The following is a 22,278-nucleotide window of genomic DNA, read 5'->3' as shown; positions in this document are numbered from 1 at the left end:
TTCGCCAGCATTCATGTCCAGTCGCAGCGGAATGCTGTTAATGCGGCATAAGCCGATTATTATTTTAGCATACTAAAATCAATTATTCAATCTTTTCGCATCGAAAATTCACGCAACCATCTCTTTTGCTGTTCATTTAAGGTCAACTGTGCTAAAAGATCCGGACGCCGCTCAAAGGTCCGTTTCAAAGCTGCTTTTTGCCGCCACTCGGCGATTTTTTGGTGGTTACCACTTAACAGAACTTCTGGAACTTTTAATCCTCGGTATTCTGCTGGCCGCGTATATTGCGGATATTCAAGCAAACCGGTTGTAAATGAATCATCAGGTGCCGAAGCAGTATTACCCAAGACTCCCGGTATCAACCGCAAAGTAGCATCAATCATTGTCATCGCTGCAAGCTCACCGCCGGTCAAAACAAAATCCCCCAATGATAACTCATCAGTTACACGTGACCGAATCCGTTCATCATAACCTTCATAGTGCCCGCAAATAAAGGTTAAACTGGCTTCATGAGAAAGACTCTGAGCAACTTTTTGGTCAAACCTTTTCCCCGCAGGATCAAGTAAAATAATCCGGCCTAAATCTTTTTGTTTTTCAACCAATGCATCAAGTGCTGAAAAAATTGGCTGAGCCTGCAATAACATTCCGGCACCCCCACCATATGGGTAGTCGTCAACATGCTTTTGCCGACTCTGAGTATAGTCTCGATAATTGACGATTTCAAAAGTAACCAACTGTTTCGCAACTGCTTTGCCGATAATCGATTCATGTAATGGACCAGTAAACATTTCTGGAAATAAGCTTAAAATATTAATTTTCATTCTTCATCTAACCCATCAATCATTTCGACTTCAATTTGTTGCTGATCTAAATCAATTTTTTTGATTACTTGTTTAATGGCTGGCAATAACAATTCGTTTTTACCGGGCCGCTCGACAACCCAAACATCATTCGCACCTGGGCTTAAAATCTCCTTAATTTTGCCAATTTGTTTGCCCTGTTGATCAATTACTGTTAAACCAATAATTTGATGATAGTAAAAACTCCCATCAGCTAATGCCGTTTGTTGAGTTTCCTCAACTAATAATTGACAATTTTTTAATTTTTCAACTGCCGTTAAATCAGGATACTCAAAAAAACTCAGCAAATAAAATTGTTTAAATCTTCTTGCAGTTCTAATTTTGAGTGGCTGCAATTGATCATTTTGTTTGACATACAAAGTATTATTGGGTTGAAATCTTTGCATGGCAAAGTCAGTTGTTACTAAAATTTTAACTTCCCCTTGAATACCATGCGTATTAATGATTTTTCCAACAGCAAAATATTTCATATTATTTCTCCCTTAAAAAAGCCCTCTAATAAAACATTACTGTTTCATTATGAGAGCTTTTTATCACCTTGAATATCTAATCTAACCAGCTGATGGTGCGAAAGTTTTAAGCTATTGACTATAATTCTCAAAGCGCTAATAACCTTACCTTGCCGGCCAATCACTCTACCAACATCAGCAGCAGCCAAGCGTAAGCAACACTCAAATACTCCATCTTTCTGCTGACAACTGACTTCTATCTTTTTTGGCTCAGTGACCAATGGACTAACTAATAACCGAATCAGTTTTTCAATTCTTGATTCATCATCCATTTTATCAGATCCTATTTCTTAGCAAAACGTGTTTCATGGAATTTTTTCATAATACCATGTTTTGATAAAATATTTCGAACAGTATCTGAAGGCTGGGCACCATTTTGCAGCCAATTCAAAATTTTTTCTTCCTTAAGAGTAACCAATTCTGGTTGAGTTAATGGGTTGTATGTTCCAACAGTTTCAATGAAACGACCATCACGTGGTGAACGTGAATCTGCAACTACGATCCGGTAGAAAGGACGTTTCTTAGAACCCATTCGCTTCAAACGAATTTTTACTGACATTGATCAACACCTCCTAAATTGTTTATCCACGCTTAATAATATACCAATAAAACTCTCTGCTGTAAAGTATAAATTCTTGACAGTGATAATTTTTTTATTTTCTTCGCTTGCGCAATTTTTTAAGTCGTTTAACTTTGCGTTTTTTAGCTTTTCTCGCCATTGAATTTAACGACATTTTAGCCATTTTGCCAGACAAACCATTGCCGAGCAAATTCTCCATCCCGTTAAAGTTGCCCTTGCTAAAATTGCTCATCATTTTTTTCATCTGATTGAATTGTTTGATCATCCGGTTGACCTCTTGAACCGGACGGCCCGAACCAGCAGCTATTCGCCGGCGGCGGCTTGGGTTTAAAACATCAGGTTCTTCTCTTTCCTGTGGGGTCATTGACAAAACGATTGCTTTGATATGAGTAATTTGTTTTTCATCAATCTGAAAGTTTTTCAATGCCGGGTTGCTGGCTAACCCAGGAATCATTTTGATAAGATCATCCATTGGTCCCATTTTTTGCACTTGTTCCATTTGATCCAGAAAATCATTAAAGTCAAAGCTGTTTTCACGCATTTTTTCTTGCATTTCAACCGCTTTTTTCTCATCAAAATCTTGCTGAGCTTTTTCAATCAAAGTCAGCATATCACCCATACCCAAGATCCGTGAAGCCATGCGATCTGGATGAAAAACATCCAGATCGGTCATTTTTTCGCCTTGACCAATAAACTTAATTGGCTTACCAGTCACCGCGCGAATTGACAAAGCGGCCCCACCACGGGTATCACCATCAAGTTTGGTCAAAGCTACTCCAGTGACGTCTAATTGTTCGTTAAAGCCCTTAGCAACTTCAACCGCATTTTGCCCGGTCATCGCATCAACTGTCAGCAAAATTTCATCTGGTTGTGCCAGTGCTTTAATTTGTGCTAACTCTGCCATCAGCTTTTCATCGATTTGCAAACGACCAGCGGTATCAATTAAAACATAATCATTCTTTTTTTCGGCCGCTAAAGCCAATCCTTGGCGAACAATTTCGACTGGAGAAATTTCAGTTCCTAACGAAAAAACAGGGACCTCAATTTGTTGTCCTAGTGACTGCAATTGATCGATCGCAGCTGGTCGATAAATATCTCCGGCAATCATCAATGGCCGCGCATTTTCTTCCGTTTTTAGCTTAAGTGCCAATTTGGCTAACGTGGTAGTTTTACCAGCTCCTTGCAATCCAACCATCATAATGATCGTCGGAATCTTCGCTGATTTATTTAAAGGAACGGCTTCTTGTCCCATAACTGCTGTCAACTCATCATTAACGATCTTGACAATCTGCTGGGCTGGCGTTAAACTTTCCAAAACTTTGGCACCAACTGCTTTTTCACGAACATTTTTGACAAAATCTTTAACGACTTTAAAATTGACATCGGCTTCTAACAGCGCCAAGCGAATTTCTCGCATAACTTCTCTAACATCGGCTTCACTGACTTTGCCTTTACGCTTTAATTTTCCGATCGCATTTTGTAAACGTTCAGTCAATCCTTCAAATGCCATCAAATCACCTATCCTATTCTTCCATGTTTTCTAACTGATCAACCAAAGTCAGCAATTCACCATCAGTTCGATAATGCTGCTGGACATAAGCTTTCAATTCATCTAATTTCAGATTTAAGCTTTGATATTGCTGAAATAAATGCAACTTTTCCTCATATTTTTCTAGGATCAGTTCGGTCCTTTTTATATTATCATAAACTGCTTGCCGTGAGACGTGATAGTTTTCCGCAATTTCACCTAACGAAAGGTCATCGCGATAATACAAGACAATATAAACTATTTGTTTTTCTGTCAGCAATGGTTCATAAAAATCAAGCAATCCATTGACTCGATTTGTTTTTTCAATTGTCATCGTCGACCTGCTTCCTTAATTGCTTATTTTCTATTCTCAGGCATCGTAATTCTTAGCTAATAATTGACCGAATAAACCAGCGGCAAATTTTTCCGGATCAAAGTCCTGTAAATCATTCATTTTTTCACCCAACCCTACCAATTTGACTGGTAAGTGCAATTCATTACGGATCGCTAAGACGATCCCACCACGAGCTGTACCGTCAAGCTTAGTCAAAATAATTCCCGTCAAAGGTGTAGTTGCTTTAAACTGCTTAGCCTGGCTTAAAGCATTTTGCCCAGTAGTAGCATCCAGCGCCAGTAGAACTTCCTGTGGTGCCGCTGGTATTTCACGAGTGATCACTCGTGAAATCTTTGCTAATTCTCGCATTAAATTGACCTTATTTTGTAATCTACCAGCTGTATCGACCAATAACACATCATAATTTTCTTTTTGAGCTTTTTTGACAGCATCATACACAACTGCTGCTGGATCACTTTTAGCCGGTTTTTGGACAACTGAAACGCCAACCTTTTTGCCCCATTCCGCCAATTGTTCAATTGCTCCTGCTCGAAAAGTATCTCCGGCAGCTAGTAAGACTTTCTTGCCTTCTTTTTTTAAACGGAAAGCTAACTTGCCGATTGTAGTTGTTTTACCGACACCATTGACTCCAACAAACAAAAAAATGGTTGGTCCAGCTTGAGCGTAGTGCAACTGATTGTCTTCGCCTTGACCTTCTTGTTCATAAAGATTAATCAATTTTTGAATAATTGTCTCTGCAACTTCCTGAGTGGTTTTAGCATTTTTTAATTTAACCTCTTGTTTGAGTTCATCACTAATTTTAACAGCTGTTTCAAAACCAACATCTGCTTCGATCAAAGTTTCTTCCAAATCATCGAAAAAATCTTCGTCAACACTTCGAAAATTTGCTAATAAGCTATTTAATTTAGCACCAAAAGTATTTCTTGATTTTTCAAGACTTTGATCATATTTTTGGGTTTCAGCATCCTCTTTAGGCTGCTGATCACCGCTAAAAGCCTGTTTGATCTTTTCAAAAAAACCCATTTAAAATCCTCCTTTTTGTCAGGTCAAAGCGACCGAAACCATTTTTGAGATTCCAGATTTTTGCATCGTTACGCCGTAAAGTACATCAGCATAATCCATAGTAACCTTCCGATGCGTAATCACGATAAATTGTGTCTGTTGACAAAACCTTTTCAAATATTTTGAGTAGCGTTCAACATTAGCATCATCTAAAGCTGCTTCTGCCTCATCTAGAATTACAAATGGTACTGGCCGGACTTTTAAGATTGCAAATAGCAAAACAATTGCTGTCAGTGCCTTTTCACCACCAGAAAGTAAACTTAAACGCTGCAGCTTTTTTCCCGGCGGCTGAGCCATAATTTCCACCCCTGTTTGCAAAAGATCAGCTGGATCAGTTAACTTTAAGCTAGCTTGTCCACCACCAAACATTTCTGGAAAAATTTTAGCAAAAGCCGCAGCTGTTTGAGTAAAGGTCTTATTAAAGCGCTGCTTGACCTGCTGATCGATCTCTGCCATACTCTCTTGCAGCTGAGCTTTAGCTTTTAGCAAATCTGCTTTTTGAGTCTCCAAAAACTGATAACGTTGATCGACTCGTTGATATTCATCAATTGCACCTAGGTTAACATTTCCTAATTCTCTGATCCCACGCTGTAAAAGCTTCAACTGTCGCTGAATCACTTTAAAATCCGTTTCCCGTTTCATTTGCTGAGCAGCTTCAAAAGTCAGCTGATACTTTTGGCTCAGGTCAGTCAAATTCTGATCAAGTTGGTCAGTGATTGCTTGAGCTTTCAAATCGACTTGCTGCAATTGCTGCTGTTGCAACTGCAATAATTCTGTTTGCCGATTCAAGTTTGCTTGTACCGTTGTTAACTGTGTTTGCAACTGTTGGCGAACTTGTTTTTCTTGTAACAGTTTTGCTTCTAATTCATGCTGCTTTTGAACTAGCTGCTTTAAATTTAAGTCAAGCTGCTGCTGTTGTTGAAGCTTTTGAGGTTGACTCAACTCAGTCAGAGCAGCCATCTTGGTTTTGACTTCCGTTGATAGTTTTGCAAATCTGGCTGTTAAACTAGTAACCTGTTGCTGAAGATTTTGCTCTTGTGCCTTGCTGACGGCAGCTTGCTGTTGCAATTCGGCTAGTTTCTGCTCTTGCTTACGCCGACTAGCTGAAAAATTAGCCAAGGCAGCTTGCGAGGCAGCAAAATTTTGTTTTAATTCGGCTAATTCTTCAGCAACTTGCTCCCGCTGTTTAGCAACTTGTTGCTGACTGGCAGCAAAATTGCTGTTAGCTAAATTATTTTGTTGGACTTCAAATTTTTGGGCTGCCAGCTGCTCTATTAAATGGTGCTCTTCATTTTTTATAAGTTGGTATTTAGCTGACAGCTTTTGAACTTCATCACGTTTCGCCGCGACTGCTGTTTGAGCCGCGGCAACTGATTTTTCCACTTGCTGCTGCTGTTGTTTAGTTTCCACTCCAGTCTGTTCTAACTTCGCTAGTTTAACTTTCATTTCTTTTAATGCGGTTATTAATTTAGCTAACTGCTGGCGTTGAAATAAAAGGCCGCTTGTCTTGCGCCGTGATCCGCCAGAGATTGCACCGCTAGCATTGATTACGTCTCCTTCTAGAGAAACAATCCGACAACTATAATTCAGACTGCGAGCAACAGCAATCGCATCGTCAATTTTTTTGACGATGACTGTGGTCCCTAAAAGATATTCCAAGATAGCTTGATTAGCAGCTGAGATTGTGACCAAATTGCTGGCGATCCCAATCACTCCCGGCAAATTTGCCAATTTCTGTCTCAAATCAGGGCGTAATTGGCGACCTTTGATCGACGTCTGCGGCAAAAACGTTACTCGACCATAATGATGCTGCTTTAAAAAACTGATTGCACTTTTTGCAGCTTGCTCATCACTGACAACAACATTTTGCAGTTGACTGGCTAAAACCGTTTCAATTGCTGGTGCTAATTGTTCGGGAACCGTGAGCAATTCAGCTATTGAGCCAATAATCCCTGTCAGCTGCTTTTTAGCTAAGAGAATCTCCTTAACACCATGATAATAATTATTATATCCTTGGGTCAATTCTTTTAGGTTCTCATATTTGGCCTTAGTCTGCTGATAAATGCCGGCCGCCTGATACCATTGTTCACGCTGATCAGAAATTTTTTGCTCAAGTTCCGTTTTTTGCTTTTGCAAATCTGTGGCACCATTGCTTAGTTCATGCAGACTTTTTTGACTTGATGCTAATTGTTCAGTGACCTGCTGGTTGGCTATACTCTTAGCTGCTTGTTGCTGTTGGAGTTGAGCCAGCTTCTTAGTTAAAGCAGCTTGTTGCAAATCTTGACGCTGAATCTCTTTTTTTAAATAATGGCTTTGATTATTCAATGATGCTTGCTGCTGCATTTTATCAATAATCTGTCCGCGTAACTCCTCAACCTTATCTTGCAGATCATTGGCACTCAAGGTTAATTGCTGTTGAAAGCTTTTAATTTGACTTTGCGTTGCCATTAAATTATGCGAATGGATTTCCGACTGCTGCTGCAAGCTGTTTAACTCTTGCTTTAAATCTGTCTGAGCTTGTTTGGCTGCTGCAATTTGTTGTTCTAATTCACGTTTTTGTTGTTTCTGATAGTCCGCTGCTTGTTGTGAAAGGTGTTGTTGGCCAATTAAACGTTCTTTTTGTTTAACCGTCTGCATCAATTCACTTTGCAACTGATCGATCAGTGCCAATTGTTTTTCCTGTTGAAACTGCAACTGATCCTTTTTTTGCGCCAGAAGCCGCTTATCTTGCTGACATGCTGCAACTGATTTTTTGGCACTAATTTGTTGTTGTTTACTAACAGTTTGTTGGCTGGTGGCTTGCTCCAGTTCATAAACAAGGCGGCTGCGATCATAAAAAGCTAATTGATTTTTTTGCTCTAAATAATCATGAGCCAAACTTGCTTGTTCTTTAAGTGGTTCACGCTGCGTTGCTAATTCACTGATAATATCTGCAACTCGCAGCAAATGGTCCTCAGTCTCAGCTAATTTATTTTGAGCACTCGTTCGCTCCTGCTTATATTTTAAAATTCCAGCAGCTTCTTCAATGATCTGACGACGTTCCTCTGGTTTGCTGCTAAAGATCTGTTCAACTTTTCCTTGAGAAATAATTGAAAAAGAATCCCTGCCCAAGCCGGTGTCTAACAATAAATCTGTAATATCCTTCAACCTAACATTTTTGCCATTTAGCAAATATTCACTTTCACCATTTCGATAAATTCGACGATCAATCGCAATTTCTGTACTTTCTAATGGCAAAAAATGGTCGCTGTTATCCAGAAGTAATTCAACTTCTGCCCGATTTAACGCCTGCTGTTTAGTGGAACCAGCAAAAATCACATCGGGCATCTTTGAACCACGCAAACTTTTAGCTGATTGCTCACCTAGAACCCACCTAATTGCTTCAATCAAATTGCTTTTGCCACTGCCGTTGGGACCAACGATTGCTGTCAAACCAGGACGAAATTCAATCATAGTTTTTTCAGCAAAAGATTTAAAGCCATTCAATGTTAGTGACTTGAGTTTCATCGTGACTGCTCCTTAATCAGCTTGTTTGGCTGCCGATAAAATTTGCAACGCTTTTTTGGCTGCTGCTTGTTCAGCCGTTTTTTTTGAATGACCAGTTCCAATACCAAGGGTTTTTCCGTCAGCACTGACAGCCATTTGATAACTTTTATCATTTTCTGGGCCAAAATCAGCTAGTTCTTGATATTCAATATTCACATCACCATTGCGCTGCAAATATTCCTGCAGCTCAGTTTTATGATCAAGCAAATGGTCAAACCAGCCAAGATCAATTTTAGGAAAGACAACTTGCTCAATAAATTGGTCAACGGCTGCTTTACCTTCATCCAAATATAAAGCTCCAATAAATGATTCAAAAATATCGCAAAGCAATGAAGACCGCTGGCGAGCGTTGGCTTTTTCCTCGCCTTTACCTAGCCGAATATACTTGTCAAAACTACATTCTACCGCAAACTTACTAAAACTATCTTCGCAAACCATAGCTGCTCTTAAACGTGAAAGCTTTCCTTCCGGTAAATTAGGGAACCTTAAAAAAAGGTACTCTGAAACACAGAGCTGCATGACCGCATCACCTAAGAATTCGATTCGTTCATAATACTTCAAGTTCTCCTTTGGATGCTCATTGACATAAGAAGCGTGCGTGAAAGCTTCATCTAATAATTCTGTTTTCTTAAAATCAATTCCAAACTGCTCTTTTAGCATCTGGGTTAATCCGTTAATCAAAGTCGATCTCCTCTTCTTATTTAAAATCCAAACTTTCCTAATTATTAAAATAAAAGACCGCTGTCAAAACAAATTGTTTTGGGACGGCCTATTTAAATCACTTTTTCAGCTTTATGCCTGGTGTGCTTTAACGTAAGCAACTACATTGGCCACTGTTGTCATCTTTTCTGCTTCCTCATCTGGAATCTCTGCCCCAAAAGTATCTTCTAATTCGAGAACAAACTCCACTAAGTCAATTGAATCAACGTCCAAATCCTGTGTAAAATTCAGTTCAGGTGTAATCTTGTCTAGTTCAACTTCAAATCTTTCGTGAATTATCTTTGCAATTTTATCAAAAATTTCCTTTTCGGTCATAGTTATCTCCTTTAATCTTTTTTAATTGCTGTTTTCGAAAAATACTCAACAAAATCAGGGATCATTTTTTCCTTCAGCATTTGCTCAATTTGAGCTAAAGTATAATAGACTGTTTCTGCATCACTGGCACCATGAGCTTTAACCACTGGAGCTTTAACACCCAGTAAGACCGCCCCACCATATTTCGCCTGATTCATCTTTGATTTTAATTCTTTAAATATCGGTTTTAAAAGCAATGCTCCAGCTTTGCCGCTAAAACCGCCTGCCATAATCGATTCTTTTAACAAATGCATAATTGCGCTGGCTGTCCCCTCAATTGATTTTAGCAGAGTGTTGCCAAGAAAACCATCAGCAACAATAACATCAGCTACATTTTTCAAAACCGCATTGGCTTCAACATTGCCAACAAAATTAATTTCAGGGTCTGCCTTTAATAGTTGATAGGCTTCCTGAGTAACTTTACTACCCTTATGTGGTTCAGTCCCATTATTTAATAAACCGATCCGCGGATTAGCAACTCCCCGGACCTTTTGGGCATAATATTTTCCTAACAATGCATATTGATAAAGATGCTCAGGTTTGCTTTCGGCATTAGCCCCGCTATCAAGTAAATTAAAAGCCCCACTTTGCTGGCTAATCATCGGCAAGGTCGACAATAGTCCAGGACGCGTAATTCCCTTGATTCGGCCAACGATTAACAAGCCAGCCGCCAATAAAGCTCCTGTATTGCCGCAAGAAAAAAGTGCTTCTGCTTGACCTTCCTTGACTGCCTTAGCAGCTAAAACCAGCGACGAATTTCTCTTCCGTCGAACTGCCTGGACCGGTTCATCATTCATTCCGATGACTTCGGTTGCCGGAAGGATTTTAATTCGGGTTGAGTCTTTAATCAAAGGCTGGATTCGCTCGATCTGTCCAAATAATAAAAACTCTAAATCAGGAAATTGATCACGGGCTTTAATAACTCCAGCAACAACTGCGGCCGGTGCATGATCGCCACCCATTGCATCAATTGCTATTTTCATGATACCACTCCTATAAATCATTTATTTTAATCAAAACTCAATTTGGGTTGAACTTTAAAACGTAAATAAGCTGCTAATCGGCCAGTTTGTTGATTAGTCACAAAATCTGGCCGGTGCACAAGTTCGGCAGCATCCATTTGAGCAACTTCTAAAATTTTCAAATCTTTAATTGGATCACCAACCCGAAAGTCTGGTAGACCAGATTGCTTATTTCCTAAGATCTCCCCTTGTCCCCGCAATTCTAAATCTTTTTGTGCAATGACAAATCCATCTGTCGTTTTGACCATTGCCTGCATCCGTTGAACCCCAGCTTCATTTTTTGGATCAGCAATCAGCAAACAATATGACTGAATACTACTTCGACCGACTCGTCCACGCAACTGATGCAGTTGAGCTAAGCCAAAGCGATCAGCATTTAAAATCAAGATCACTGAAGCCTGTGGTACATCGACCCCAACTTCAATCACCGTCGTTGCAACTAAAATATTTAATTTGCCTGATTTGAAATTCTGCATAATCTGCTGCTTTTCGTTGTTTTTAATTTTACCATGAATTAAACCAACTTGATATTCCGGTGAAAAAAATTTCTGGGCATCAGCAAAAAGCTGCTCAGCATTTTGTAAGTCTAAAGCTTCAGATTCAGCAACTAATGGTGTTACTAAATAGGCCTGCTGTTTCTTAATCAATTGCTGCTTAATAAAATCAAACGCTTGTTGTAACTGCGTTGGCTTAAGCCAAAATGTCTTGACCGGCTTACGTCCTTTTGGTAATTCATTAATCAATGAAACATCCATTTCTCCGTAAGTTGTCAAAGCTAATGTTCGTGGAATCGGGGTAGCAGTCATGGCCAAAACATCTGGCTGCGTGGCTTTTAGCCGCAAAGCTTGACGCTGATTAACGCCGAAGCGGTGCTGCTCGTCTGTAATCACCAAACCAAGCCGTTCAAATTTGACTTCATCTTGGATCAAAGCATGCGTTCCGATTAAAATATTGATTTTGCCAGTCGCAACTTGATGCAATAGTTCCTGGCGTTGCCGAGAACCTGCTGTGATCGAACTCGTCAGCAAACCCACAGAAACTCCCCAGGGTTGAAATAGTTGAAATAGTTTTTCAGCATGCTGCTCTGCCAAAATTTCAGTGGGAGCCATTAAAGCTGCTTGAAAACCAGCAGTCACAGCAGCATACATCGCAATTGCCGCCACAATCGTTTTCCCTGAACCAACGTCTCCTTGTAAAAGACGATTCATATGAATTGGGCGATGCAAGTCGTGACAAATCTGATTAACAGATCTTTTTTGTGCTGGTGTTAATTCAAATGGCAAGCTGGAAATAAACTTTTTCAATTGATCATTTTGATAATTAATTTGCAAACCACTCTTTTTTTGATCAATTTGTTTCAAATACTGCAGTCGAGCTTGAAATAAGAAGAACTCTTCATAAATTGCTGAACGTTTTGCTGCTTGGGCTGCTGCCGCTGATGCAGGAAAATGCATATCATGGATCATCTGCTTACGATCTAACAAATGATATTTTTTTTGTAAAACAGCCGGCACCAAATTTGTGATCTCTGCACTGAATTTTTGATAAGCTTCTTTGATCAAGCTTTGCAATTTAGTTTGTTTAATTTCTTTTGATGAGCGATAAATTCCAGCCAGTTGATCATTGCGATTAAAAGTCAGCAACTTCATCCCAGCTAAACGCTGCCGCGAACTGTCCCATTTACCAAAGACAGTCACTTCAGCTCCGGTTTCAATTTTGTCAGCAAGATAAGCTTGATTGAAAAAAGTAACTAAAATTACATCCTGATCAAGCAGCAAGCGAAAATTCAAGCGATTTTTCTTTCTTCCAAAGCGGGTCACGACTGGAGGATTAGCGACTGTCCCTCTTAAGGTAGTTTTTTCTTGATCAATCAGTTCTGCCAGTGCTTTAGGCCGGTAATCATCATACCGAAATGGATAAGCCGTCAGTAAGTCCTCCAAAGTTACAATCTGTAAATGCTGCAAGGCCGCAGCGGTTTTCGAACCAACACCCTTTAAGACAGAAACCGGCTGATTTAAAACATTAGTCAAATTGATCACTTCTTTTCTAAAAAAAACTGACTGGTAAGTCATTACCAGTCAGCAAAACATGATTGTTACTCTACAGAAATCAAGTATGGATAAACTGGCTGACCACCAAAATGAACTTCTACTTCTAGATCTTCATCCAGCTGATGAGCCGCTGCCGCAATTTCATTAGCTTCTTCTTCATTTCCGTCAGCTCCGTAGATAATTGTGACGATTTCGCTATCATCGCTTAGCATCCGCTTAAGCATCGCAACTGCAGCTGTTTTTCTCACTGCGTTGGTCAAGATGATTTTCCCATCGACAATTGCCATGTAATCGCCCTTTTTTATTTCTTGGCCATCAATTGTTGAATCACGAACTGCTGTCGTTATTTGCCCAGATTTAACTGAATCAAGTTCTTCCGTCATTCTGGACTGATTTTCCGATAAACTTACTTGACTATCAAAGCTAAGTAAAGCGGTCATCCCCTGGGCAATCGTTTTGCTTGGGACAACGGTAACTTCAGCTTCAGCAACCTTAGCTGCTTGTTGAGCTGCTAAGAAAATGTTTTTGTTATTTGGTAAAATAATAACTTTCTTTGCCCCAGTCTGTTTGACTGCTTCAACAATGTCTTCTGTACTTGGATTCATCGTCTGGCCGCCATTTAAAATCAAAGTGGCACCCAAACCCTTAAATAATTTTGCCAAACCAGCACCAGATGCAATTGCAATTACGCCATAACCATTGACGGTTTCTGTGGTCGGCGTTGCAACTGCTGCCGAGGCACTTGAAGTTTGTTGTTGATCGTGTTCAAGAATTGTTTCGTGCTGTAAGCGCATATTATCAACTTTAACTTTAATCAGTGAGCCAAAATGCTGGCCATAAGCTAACACTTCACCTGGATGCTCAGTATGAACATGCACCTTAACAATTTCATCATCCGCAACCACCAATAATGAATCACCAATTTTGCTCAAGTGCTGACGAAATTGGTCATAGTCAAATTTTTGATCAACTAAACGCCCAGCACCCAATCGCACCATAATTTCCGTGCAATACCCATACCGAATATCTTCAGTATTCAACTGACTCTGAACGCTTTGATGATGAGCCGCATTGACCATCTCATCCATTTCACCGATGCTTGGCTGATGAGTCTTATGAACAGCTGTATCTTGATTTATCAAAGCATCATGAAAAGCTTCATAAACAAAAGTCAAGCCTTGACCGCCGGAATCAACAACGCCAACTTCTTTTAAAACTGGCAATTGCTCTGGTGTATGCGCTAACGCAATTTTAGCTGCTTTAAAAGCTGCCGTCATGACTTCACTAGCTGCAACATCATTACCACTAGCAACTTGATTAGCTGCCTTAGCTGCCTGCCGGGCAACGGTCAAAATTGTTCCTTCAGTAGGTTTCATGACAGCTTTATAAGCTGTTTCAACTCCACCAGTTAAAGCAGCTGCTAAATCTTTAGCAGTTAACTGGTGCTTTTTTTCTGTACTTTTATAGAAGCCCCGGAAAATCTGTGACAAAATAACCCCGGAATTTCCTCTGGCTCCCATTAAAAGTCCTTTAGCCAAGGCTGAAGCCAATGAGCCTACGTCTTCAGCTGTTGAATCGACTACATATTTAGCCCCGCTCGCTAAAGATAAACTCATATTAGTTCCCGTATCGCCATCTGGTACGGGAAAAACATTCAAAGAATTAATAAATTCCGCATTTTCATTTAAGCGCTCAGAACTGACAGCTACCATCTTTCTAAATTCTGCTGCCGTAATTTCTTTTACTTTCAACTTTTACTGTACCTCCTGAAATAACCGCTAATCTTCAATCACTCTGACACCCTGCACAATCACATTAACAGAGTTAGCAGTTATTCCTAACATCGATTTTAAATTGTATTTAACTTTGTCTTGAACATTACGACACACTTCAGAAATCTTGGTACCATAGCCAACAATAATGTAGACATCAACTGCTACTGCGTCGTCTTCTTGACGAACAACTACCCCTTTAGAATAATTATCACGTTTTAGGATCTCATTTAAATTATCTCTGATTTGGTTTTTGCTAGCCATTCCGACGATCCCAAAGATTTCGGTCGCAGCGCCACCAACAACAGTAGCAATAACATCGTTTGTAATCTCAATGTCACCAAACTGTGTTTTGATTTTAACAGCCATAAATGACAACCTCCTTAAATTAAGAACACCACAATTAAAGATATTTTATCATAAAATGAATGATAACACCAAGTAAGCCATTTAACATCTCAAAAGTTTCTCGTAGCTGCCAAGTGTTTTTACTTTACAAAAGCCTTGCAATCACCTGTTAACTATGTTAATTTTAATAAGTAAGTGAGCAGAAATGCTACGAATTTGTATATTTAGGAGGAAAATAAAATGGCTAAAGATTTCATAACCGGCCGTAAAACGACTTTTGGCAAAAAACGTTCACATGCCTTGAATCAAACAAACCGTTCTTGGAAACCAAATTTGCAAAAAGTTCGGATCTTAGTTGATGGCAAGCCGAAACGTGTTTGGGTTTCAGCCCGTGCCCTTAAATCTGGAAAAGTTACCCGTGTATAAATAAATTAAAAAGAGCCTTCATAATGGATGGAGGCTCTTTTTAATTTAGATCTTTGCTTTGAATTACACCGACCACACCACTAGCAAAAGAAAAGCTGGCCGTTTGACCGATAAATTCATTACTAGCAAGCGAAATCGGATAAGTAAAACTTTTACCTGCCAATTGATACTTTTCGTCATATAATGACAATTTGGCAACACTCGTCAAAAGAACGAATGCTAAATATTTTTTATCAGTTTCACGTTTAATTATATAATGACCTGGGTTAAAAAAACTGATTGAGTTTTGCCGATCAAATAAAAAGATTTGTTGCAAATGTGACCGAAATTCCGGTCGAATGACAAAAAATAGATTAGCTAATAAATGATCGATCCGACCGCCAGTTGCTCCGTAAATATTGATTCTCGCTGCTTGATAGTCGGTCAATAGATGTCGAACTGCTAATTCAGTATCAGTATCATCTTTTTCAGGTTGATCAGTGATCACTCGTTGACTTTTAGCAAATATCAACTTTCGTTCCATGGAGGTAGCTGAATCAAAATCACCGATTGCTAAAAGCGGCTGAATCCCATTTTGAACCAAGTATAATGCACCACGATCAGCTCCTGCCCAAACGGCTGCCTTTTTTTTACCCAACAAATCCTTGGGCCAATTTTTGACTGGACCGCCGACTAATAAATTGATCTCCATCATTATCCCTCCACGGCTGCCTTTAATAATGCCAACTGTTTTTGTGGATCGGCTTGGAAAATGAATGATCCAGCAACAGCAATTGTTGCTCCGGCTGTGGCACATGACTTAATAGTTACTGGATCGATGCCACCATCAACTTCAATTTCAAATTGATAATTATTTTGTTGTTTAATTCGTGCTAAGCGCTGAATCTTTTTCAAGACAAATGGTAAAAATTTTTGACCACCAAAACCAGGGTTGACCGTCATTAATAAAACCGAATCCACCAGTGGCAAGACCTCTTCAATAACCGTTAGACTTGTTGCTGGATTGATCACGACCTCAGTTTGACAGCCAACAGCTTTGATTTGCTGCAGCAAACGACAAAGATGAACAGTTGCTTCAGCATGAACACCAATGATCTGAACCTGACTAGCTGCTAGCGCTTGAAGATAGTCAGCTGGATTAGTAACCATCAAATGACAATCAAATGGCAGATCCGTCACTGGCCGCAATGCTTTAATAATTGGTAACCCAAATGACAAATTGGGTACAAAATGTCCATCCATAATATCAATATGCAAATAATCAGCCCCGCCAGCAGCAACTTGTTGAACACTTTTGCCGAGTTCAGCAAAATTAGCGCTTAAAATTGAAGGAGCAATTTTCATTAATGATCAATCCTTTCATCTATTATATTTTGGTTTTTTCTGCTGTAATTCTTCTAAAAATTGCAAATAACTTTGATATCGACTGGCCGCGATTTTTTTTGCAGCAACTGCCGCTTTAACTGCACAATGTGGTTCATTTTGATGTAAACAACCGCGAAATTTGCAGTTGTTTTGAACTGGCCAAAAATCTGGAAATAATTGACGTAAGTTTTGGCTGTCTAGGTTTTGCAATTCAAAAGATGAGAAACCTGGAGTATCAGCAATATAATTGTTTTTCCAAGCCATTAAAGCAACTTTTCGCGTCGTATGCTTACCACGACTTAAAGCTTTCGAAACTTCTCCCGTTGGCAATTTCCAAGTCGCATCGAACTTATTTAACAAGGTTGATTTCCCAGCACCAGTCTGACCCATGACAACTAATATTTGCTTTTTAAGCTGCTTTTGCAAATATTCTTGCAACTTTACTGAATCCTCAAAAACCGGATAACATGCATATGCAGCAAAAATGTGCATAAAACCTTTTAACTCCTGATCTGAAAGCAGATCCTTCTTTGAAAAATAGATCACTGACTTAATTTTCTGAGCTTCCAACATTACCAGTTGTCGATCTAATAAATTAGCTGAAAAATTCGGTTGTTTACATGAAACAACGACAATCGCTGCATCGACATTAGCAACTGGAGGACGCACTAAACTATTCTTGCGAGCAGCAATTTCTAATAAATATCCCTCTTTCACTCCAGCTGGTTTAAATTCAACTTGATCACCAACTAGTGGAGTGATCCGCCGTTTGCGAAAATTGCCGCGAGCTCTAGTCCGATAAACTATACCGGAAGCTAAAACATCGTAATAACCACTTAATGATTGTAAAATCAGTCCCTTCATGGAGTCCCCCTTTTATTGTCCACTGCTTGGATTAGAAGCTGTCGTAACCGATGCGCTACTGGAACTGCTGTTAGCACTGGAACTGCTGCTGGCTGCATTTGAAGAGGTTTGTGGGTTACTTTTAGCTGACGAACTATTAGCTGATGAACTCGTCTCAGTTGCCGATGAAGATGCATTTGAAGTCTGACTTTGACTTGGAACAGTAGCAGTCGTTTGCCCGCTACTTGTTCGATTTGTATCTGCAGCGGAAAAAAAGACTGTTAAAGTACTGCCAGATTTTAAACGCGTTCCAGCAGTTGGCTGCTGAGCTACAGCCAAATCTGTATCACTTTGGTCACTATGATCATCATTCTCCCATTCAGCATGCAATACAAGTCCTAACTCCTCTGCGTAATCCTCAACGCTTTTTCGCGTATAACCTGTCAAATCTCTAATTCTAACCGATCTTCTACCTGAACTGACTGTAAAAGTTACCGTTGTATTTTTCAAAATTACTCGATGGTCCGGCGAAAGACTTTGCTTGATAATTTCACCAGCTGCAACGGTATTAGAATAATGTTCTGATTTTAAGACTGTTACACCTTTTTTTTCAAGCTTCTTTTTAATTTTCTTAAAAGATTGACCGCGATAATCACCAAATTTAACCTTTTGCGGTCCACGTGAAACTATCAGGTTTACTTCAGATGATTGCCTAACTGAAGTTTTTGCTGCTGGTAATGTCCGAATTACTTGACCATGATAATACTTATTACTGTACTGATGCTTGATTTTACCCAATTTTAGGTGTTTTTCATTTAAAGTTGCCGCCGCTTCATTAGGACTCATTCCACCTAAATTAGGAACCTTAACTGAATTTGAACGGAAAACTAATGCTAAAATCAATAAAATAAGTAAAAAAACTGCAAAAATGATTCCAAAAATTAACAATTTCTTTTTGATCTTTTTAACTGGCTTTTTAGGAGTTTTTTTAGTCGTTTTCTTTGTAGAATCAAGTGGTTCAAGCAACTTAGTTTCATCATCAAGATCTTGCGGTTGCCAACGCGCTTCATTTTTTCGAGCTGGTGATAAAACTGTTTTTAAGTCGTCAGCCATTTCTTGCGCTGTTTGATAACGATTATGTAGATCTTTAGCAGTTGCATGCAAAATAACATTTTCAAGTGCTTGCGGAATCGCCGGGTTGAGCTTGCGAACTGATGGCATTTGACTTTGTGAATGTTTTAAAGCAATTGAAACCGCTGTCTCGCCTTGAAATGGAACCTGCCCAGTCAGTAATTCAAATAAAATGATTCCCAGTGAATAAAGATCCGACTGTTTGGTGACTACACTGCCCCGTGCTTGCTCGGGAGATAGATAATGTACCGAGCCCATCAAAGTATTAGTTTGTGTCAATGAATCACCACTAGCCAAAGCGATCCCAAAGTCAGTAATTTTAACATGTCCTTGACGATTAATCAAAATATTTTGTGGCTTTAAATCCCGATGAATTATCTCATGAGCATGCGCATGCGCAACTGCAGCTAAAATTTGCGCCATAATATTTACAACCTTTTCAAAAGGAATCGGAAATTTTTCGGCAATATAATTTTTTAAATCTGTACCTTCAACATATTCTGTAACCAAGTATTGCATTCCATTATCTTCACCAACATCGTAAATACTGACAATATTAGGATGACTTAGTTTAGTTAACGAGATGGCTTCGCGCTGAAACCTCCGAATTGAAGCAGCATCATCCCTCAGATCCAAACGCATTAATTTGACAGCCACCGGGCGATGCAAAATTAAATCTCGGGCCAAATAAACGTTAGCCATTCCGCCTTCACCTAAGCTTTTTTTGACTTGATAGCGCTCATTTAAAACATAGCCCGCTCTCATTTTTCATCCACCTCGTCTTTGCTAGCGACTAAGGCTAATAAAACGGTAATGTTATCTTTACCGCCCATTTTATTAGCGCGATCAATCAAAAGCTTGCACTTCGTCGTTAATGATTCAGTTGTTGTCAAGATTTTTTTGATTTCTTGATCTTCAAGCATATTAGTTAAACCATCTGTACATAATAAGAATAAATCATTAGGCTGAAAGTTGATTAAATGTTGATCTAAAGCCGCCTCTTTTGAAACACCTAAAGTCCGGGTAATAATGTTTTTTTTAGGGTGATGCTTGGCTTGCTCTGCACTAATCTCCCCACGTTTAAACAACTCATTTACTAATGAGTGATCTTCTGTCAGTTGAAATAATTCACCATCCCTCAACAAATAGCCACGGCTGTCACCGATATTAGCCAACACTGTTTGTTTCTCAAAAAAAAGACCACATACTAGCGTTGTCCCCATTCCCATCAAATCACTGTATTGATTCGCACGTTGCAAAATCAACTGATTCTCTTCTTTGACTTGAGTTTCTAACCAATGAGCACCTGCTTGAGGATCAGAAAAATTAGTTTTCTCAAAAAAATGACCAAGATGAGAAACTGCCATTTCTGAAGCTACGTCACCACCTTGATGCCCACCAAGTCCGTCAGCAACAACTCCAAAAATCACTCCTGCTTGGTTTTCAAACACGTCAACATAGTCTTCATTTTTCTTGCGCACCTTGCCGATATCACTTTTAAATGCAAAACTCACACGATTGCCCCCAATTAATCCGCATTTTTTATCAAATTAGCTATGAAAAAGCCATCTGTTTCATAATCATCTGGAAAAATTATCCGACCGATTTTCCTTGGATCCTGCAGGCTAAACTGCGGATGTTTCTTCAAAAAGCTCTTAATTACTTGTTGATTTTCTGCTTGCATGATTGTACAAGTACTATAAGTAATTTTACCATGGAGTTTTACTAATGGTGCTAAATTTTCCAGCAAATTCAGTTGCAGTGTGCTTAAAGTATTAACATCTTGCAAATCTTTGCGATATCTGATTTCCGGCTTTCGACGCAGCAAGCCAATTCCAGAACAAGGGGCATCTAACAAAATCTGATCAAAATAGCCAGCCACAAACTTTGTGGCAGCTAAGCGAGCATCTAGTTTTTGAGCGGTTACCTTAGCTTGCAAGCCACAACGAACTGCATTTTTTTTGATCAATTTCACTTTGTGCTCATGAATGTCCAAGGCCCAAACATGCCCCGTTTCTAACTGATCTGCAATTTGCAGTGTTTTGCCACCTGGAGCAGCACAAGCATCTAAAACCTTTTGATTGGCTTTAAGTTCCATTGAAGCCACAACACAAGCAGCACTTTCATCCTGAAAAACGATTGATCCATTTTTAAATAACTGACTATTACCAGCAAAGCCGCTTTGAATGATCAAACTAGTCGGACTTAACTGGCTACGCCGACAAGTGAAACCTGCCACGGTCAGAACCTTTTTGGCCTGCTGTAAACTGATTTTTGAAGTATTGACGCGAATTGCTTGATGTGGCGGCTGATTGATCGAACTTAAGAGTAAATTAGTTTTTTTCCAACCATTTTCTTTAACCAACTGGTTGACCAGCCATGCTGGCACACTGTAAACGATCTGAGCTTTCTTAAATGGATCAGCAATTTTTTGCGGATCAGGTAGTTGACTACGCAAAATTGCGTGCAAGACACCAGTAACAAATTTGCGAATACCATCATGTCCCTTAGCTTTCGCAATTTTGATCGATTCATCCAAAACAGCTCGGGCCGGAATACGATCCAAATATTGAAGTTGAAAAAGAGCACTCAAGAGAAGTTCTTTGACCCAGGGCAAAACTTTTTTCTGCTTGATAAACGGATCCAGCCAATATTCAAGGGTCAGTTGTTGTTGCAAAGTTCCATAAACGATCTTAGTCAATAGATTTGCATCTTGAACTGTTAGTTGATATTTCATTAAAGTCTGATTTAATAAAATATTTGAATAAGAATTCTCCTGCTGAATTCGTGTCAAGATCTCGACTGCTAAATAACGGGTTGTCTGATACAAAGAAGTATTTGTCTTCATTCAATGATCAACCTCTGCTTTGCTGTCAAATTTTGTCCTTGACCATTTAAATAATCTTTGATGATTTGTTTAGCTTTCCCTGCCGGTTGTAAGACTTCAAGCTGGTAAACTGTTCCCTTAGCAGCAGCAATTTTTAACAACTGATGATCAACTGCTACGATTTGGCCAGCTGCCAATTCAGTTTTTTCAGGCAGCGGCTTGATTTGCCAAATTTTTGTCCTTTTTCCGGCAAAATTGGCAAAATAGGCCCCCGGCTGCGGTCGTAAAGCCCGGATCATCCCATCCAGCTGCTGAGCAGTCATTGTTAATGAAAGTCTTTCTTGCGCCGAAGTAATGATCGGTGCAAAAGTTACTGCTGCTTCATCTTGAGCAACAGCCGGCACCTGCCGAGCAATAATTGCCGGCAGTTCTTGCAATAACAGCTGCTCGCCGACTGTGCTTAACTTTTTAAATAAGCTGCCAGCATCATCTTCAGGCATGATTTTAATTGTCTTTTGCGCTAACATTTCGCCGGCATCCATTTTCTTGGTCATATAAATCAAAGTAATCCCCGTTTGTTGATCGCTATTGATCAATGAATATTGAATTGGAGCTCCACCGCGATATTTCGGCAACAGTGACCCATGAACATTAATCGCTGCAATTTTTACGCTTTTGATCAGTTTCTCCGGCAAAAATTGCCCATAGGCAGCTGTAATAATCAAATCCGCCTGCAAATCCAGCAATTCAGTCAATTCCTGGCTACGTGATAGTTTTTCCGGTTGATAAACTTTCAGCCGATATTTTTCAGCCAGTTGTTTAACTGGTGAAGCCGTTAAAACTTTCTTTCGACCGGTATAACGATCAGGTTGTGTAACAACGCCTACAACCTGGTGATCAGTTTTGGTTAAGATTCCCTGCAAAATTTCTGCAGCAAAAGTGGGCGTTCCCATAAAAATAATTGTTGCCAAAATGATTC

22 protein-coding genes are annotated in these 22,278 nt (G+C 39.5%); 1 reads left to right on the top strand and 21 read right to left on the bottom strand.

Annotation, left to right across the window (positions count from 1 at the left end; all coding sequences use genetic code 11):
- Positions 1–86: 86 nt before the first annotated feature.
- The 14 genes from trmD to KH893_RS04075 all read right to left on the bottom strand — a co-directional run bounded on the left by trmD (position 87) and on the right by KH893_RS04075 (position 14,728).
- Positions 87–821: a tRNA (guanosine(37)-N1)-methyltransferase TrmD gene (gene trmD, locus KH893_RS04140; protein ID WP_281164877.1), complete on the bottom strand. Its 735-nt coding sequence runs from the start codon at positions 819–821 to the stop codon at positions 87–89.
- The gene (rimM, locus tag KH893_RS04135) at positions 818–1,330 is read right to left on the bottom strand and encodes a ribosome maturation factor RimM (RefSeq protein WP_281164876.1); all 513 of its coding nucleotides are present in this window, start codon (positions 1,328–1,330) and stop codon (positions 818–820) included. Before rimM ends, trmD begins: the two co-directional genes overlap by 4 nt.
- Before the next feature lie 47 nt (positions 1,331–1,377).
- Entirely contained in the window at positions 1,378–1,641 is a 264-nt protein-coding gene (locus tag KH893_RS04130; RefSeq protein ID WP_281164875.1) for a KH domain-containing protein, read from the bottom strand.
- Between the two features lie 11 nt (positions 1,642–1,652).
- Positions 1,653–1,928 (bottom strand): 30S ribosomal protein S16, encoded by a 276-nt coding sequence (gene rpsP / locus KH893_RS04125; RefSeq protein WP_281164874.1) that lies wholly within the window; start codon positions 1,926–1,928, stop codon positions 1,653–1,655.
- A 94-nt stretch (positions 1,929–2,022) separates the two neighbouring features.
- The gene (ffh, locus tag KH893_RS04120) at positions 2,023–3,459 is read right to left on the bottom strand and encodes a signal recognition particle protein (protein WP_281164873.1); all 1,437 of its coding nucleotides are present in this window, start codon (positions 3,457–3,459) and stop codon (positions 2,023–2,025) included.
- A gap of 13 nt (positions 3,460–3,472) precedes the next feature.
- Entirely contained in the window at positions 3,473–3,811 is a 339-nt protein-coding gene (locus tag KH893_RS04115) for a putative DNA-binding protein (RefSeq protein WP_281164872.1), read from the bottom strand.
- Positions 3,812–3,847: 36 nt separating this feature from the next.
- A complete protein-coding gene (gene ftsY, locus KH893_RS04110; protein ID WP_281164871.1) occupies positions 3,848–4,855 on the bottom strand; it encodes a signal recognition particle-docking protein FtsY in 1,008 nt (335 codons plus the stop codon).
- A gap of 18 nt (positions 4,856–4,873) precedes the next feature.
- Positions 4,874–8,401, bottom strand: coding sequence for a chromosome segregation protein SMC (gene smc / locus KH893_RS04105; RefSeq protein ID WP_281164869.1), 3,528 nt, complete (start codon positions 8,399–8,401; stop codon positions 4,874–4,876).
- Positions 8,402–8,413: 12 nt separating this feature from the next.
- The gene (gene rnc, locus KH893_RS04100; protein WP_427859793.1) at positions 8,414–9,121 is read right to left on the bottom strand and encodes a ribonuclease III; all 708 of its coding nucleotides are present in this window, start codon (positions 9,119–9,121) and stop codon (positions 8,414–8,416) included.
- 111 nt (positions 9,122–9,232) lie between these two features.
- Positions 9,233–9,475 (bottom strand): acyl carrier protein, encoded by a 243-nt coding sequence (gene acpP, locus KH893_RS04095; protein ID WP_281164868.1) that lies wholly within the window; start codon positions 9,473–9,475, stop codon positions 9,233–9,235.
- Between the two features lie 11 nt (positions 9,476–9,486).
- A complete protein-coding gene (gene plsX, locus KH893_RS04090) occupies positions 9,487–10,497 on the bottom strand; it encodes a phosphate acyltransferase PlsX (protein ID WP_281164867.1) in 1,011 nt (336 codons plus the stop codon).
- 26 nt (positions 10,498–10,523) lie between these two features.
- A complete protein-coding gene (recG, locus tag KH893_RS04085) occupies positions 10,524–12,608 on the bottom strand; it encodes an ATP-dependent DNA helicase RecG (protein WP_281164866.1) in 2,085 nt (694 codons plus the stop codon).
- 23 nt (positions 12,609–12,631) lie between these two features.
- Complete coding sequence (locus KH893_RS04080; protein ID WP_281164865.1) at positions 12,632–14,338, bottom strand: DAK2 domain-containing protein; 1,707 nt, start codon at positions 14,336–14,338, stop codon at positions 12,632–12,634.
- Between the two features lie 27 nt (positions 14,339–14,365).
- Positions 14,366–14,728 (bottom strand): Asp23/Gls24 family envelope stress response protein, encoded by a 363-nt coding sequence (locus KH893_RS04075; RefSeq protein ID WP_010580491.1) that lies wholly within the window; start codon positions 14,726–14,728, stop codon positions 14,366–14,368.
- 219 nt (positions 14,729–14,947) lie between these two features.
- Between KH893_RS04075 and rpmB the strand changes: the two genes are divergently transcribed.
- Positions 14,948–15,133 carry a 50S ribosomal protein L28 gene (rpmB, locus tag KH893_RS04070; protein WP_010580492.1) on the top strand — a complete coding sequence of 62 codons (186 nt, stop codon included), beginning with the start codon at positions 14,948–14,950 and terminating at the stop codon, positions 15,131–15,133.
- Positions 15,134–15,173: 40 nt separating this feature from the next.
- Here the strand turns inward: rpmB and KH893_RS04065 are convergent, their stop codons facing one another.
- The 7 genes from KH893_RS04065 to fmt are packed head-to-tail and all read right to left on the bottom strand — an operon-like array spanning position 15,174 to position 22,270.
- Positions 15,174–15,824, bottom strand: a complete 651-nt coding sequence (locus KH893_RS04065; protein WP_281164864.1) for a thiamine diphosphokinase — start codon at positions 15,822–15,824, stop codon at positions 15,174–15,176.
- A gap of 2 nt (positions 15,825–15,826) precedes the next feature.
- The gene (gene rpe, locus KH893_RS04060; RefSeq protein WP_281164863.1) at positions 15,827–16,477 is read right to left on the bottom strand and encodes a ribulose-phosphate 3-epimerase; all 651 of its coding nucleotides are present in this window, start codon (positions 16,475–16,477) and stop codon (positions 15,827–15,829) included.
- Positions 16,478–16,492: 15 nt separating this feature from the next.
- Entirely contained in the window at positions 16,493–17,362 is an 870-nt protein-coding gene (gene rsgA / locus KH893_RS04055) for a ribosome small subunit-dependent GTPase A (RefSeq protein ID WP_281164862.1), read from the bottom strand.
- Positions 17,363–17,374: 12 nt separating this feature from the next.
- Entirely contained in the window at positions 17,375–19,237 is a 1,863-nt protein-coding gene (gene pknB, locus KH893_RS04050) for a Stk1 family PASTA domain-containing Ser/Thr kinase (RefSeq protein WP_281164861.1), read from the bottom strand.
- Positions 19,234–19,986 (bottom strand): Stp1/IreP family PP2C-type Ser/Thr phosphatase, encoded by a 753-nt coding sequence (locus tag KH893_RS04045; RefSeq protein WP_281164860.1) that lies wholly within the window; start codon positions 19,984–19,986, stop codon positions 19,234–19,236. Before KH893_RS04045 ends, pknB begins: the two co-directional genes overlap by 4 nt.
- 14 nt (positions 19,987–20,000) lie before the next feature.
- Positions 20,001–21,320: a 16S rRNA (cytosine(967)-C(5))-methyltransferase RsmB gene (gene rsmB, locus KH893_RS04040; RefSeq protein WP_281164859.1), complete on the bottom strand. Its 1,320-nt coding sequence runs from the start codon at positions 21,318–21,320 to the stop codon at positions 20,001–20,003.
- Entirely contained in the window at positions 21,317–22,270 is a 954-nt protein-coding gene (gene fmt / locus KH893_RS04035) for a methionyl-tRNA formyltransferase (RefSeq protein WP_281164858.1), read from the bottom strand. Before fmt ends, rsmB begins: the two co-directional genes overlap by 4 nt.
- Between the last annotated feature and the right edge of the window lie 8 nt (positions 22,271–22,278).

This window comes from Liquorilactobacillus sicerae, assembly GCF_029916425.1.
GTDB lineage: Bacteria > Bacillota > Bacilli > Lactobacillales > Lactobacillaceae > Liquorilactobacillus > Liquorilactobacillus sicerae.
Note: the sequence above shows the minus strand (reverse complement) of the source record. Positions and strands in the feature narration are given on the sequence as shown.

Excerpts from the sequence above, each read along its gene's own strand:
- rpe (WP_281164863.1), bottom strand. The coding sequence starts at position 16,477 with ATGAAAATTGCTCCTTCAATTTTAAGCGCTAATTTTGCTGAACTCGGC.
- KH893_RS04075 (WP_010580491.1), bottom strand. The coding sequence starts at position 14,728 with ATGGCTGTTAAAATCAAAACACAGTTTGGTGACATTGAGATTACAAAC.
- smc (WP_281164869.1), bottom strand. The coding sequence starts at position 8,401 with ATGAAACTCAAGTCACTAACATTGAATGGCTTTAAATCTTTTGCTGAA.
- ftsY (WP_281164871.1), bottom strand. The coding sequence starts at position 4,855 with ATGGGTTTTTTTGAAAAGATCAAACAGGCTTTTAGCGGTGATCAGCAG.
- rpsP (WP_281164874.1), bottom strand. The coding sequence starts at position 1,928 with ATGTCAGTAAAAATTCGTTTGAAGCGAATGGGTTCTAAGAAACGTCCT.
- rimM (WP_281164876.1), bottom strand. The coding sequence starts at position 1,330 with ATGAAATATTTTGCTGTTGGAAAAATCATTAATACGCATGGTATTCAA.
- KH893_RS04065 (WP_281164864.1), bottom strand. The coding sequence starts at position 15,824 with ATGGAGATCAATTTATTAGTCGGCGGTCCAGTCAAAAATTGGCCCAAG.
- acpP (WP_281164868.1), bottom strand. The coding sequence starts at position 9,475 with ATGACCGAAAAGGAAATTTTTGATAAAATTGCAAAGATAATTCACGAA.
- rsmB (WP_281164859.1), bottom strand. The coding sequence starts at position 21,320 with ATGAAGACAAATACTTCTTTGTATCAGACAACCCGTTATTTAGCAGTC.
- KH893_RS04130 (WP_281164875.1), bottom strand. The coding sequence starts at position 1,641 with ATGGATGATGAATCAAGAATTGAAAAACTGATTCGGTTATTAGTTAGT.
- pknB (WP_281164861.1), bottom strand. The coding sequence starts at position 19,237 with ATGAGAGCGGGCTATGTTTTAAATGAGCGCTATCAAGTCAAAAAAAGC.
- rpmB (WP_010580492.1), top strand. The coding sequence starts at position 14,948 with ATGGCTAAAGATTTCATAACCGGCCGTAAAACGACTTTTGGCAAAAAA.
- rsgA (WP_281164862.1), bottom strand. The coding sequence starts at position 17,362 with ATGAAGGGACTGATTTTACAATCATTAAGTGGTTATTACGATGTTTTA.
- plsX (WP_281164867.1), bottom strand. The coding sequence starts at position 10,497 with ATGAAAATAGCAATTGATGCAATGGGTGGCGATCATGCACCGGCCGCA.
- recG (WP_281164866.1), bottom strand. The coding sequence starts at position 12,608 with ATGACTTACCAGTCAGTTTTTTTTAGAAAAGAAGTGATCAATTTGACT.
- trmD (WP_281164877.1), bottom strand. The coding sequence starts at position 821 with ATGAAAATTAATATTTTAAGCTTATTTCCAGAAATGTTTACTGGTCCA.
- KH893_RS04115 (WP_281164872.1), bottom strand. The coding sequence starts at position 3,811 with ATGACAATTGAAAAAACAAATCGAGTCAATGGATTGCTTGATTTTTAT.
- ffh (WP_281164873.1), bottom strand. The coding sequence starts at position 3,459 with ATGGCATTTGAAGGATTGACTGAACGTTTACAAAATGCGATCGGAAAA.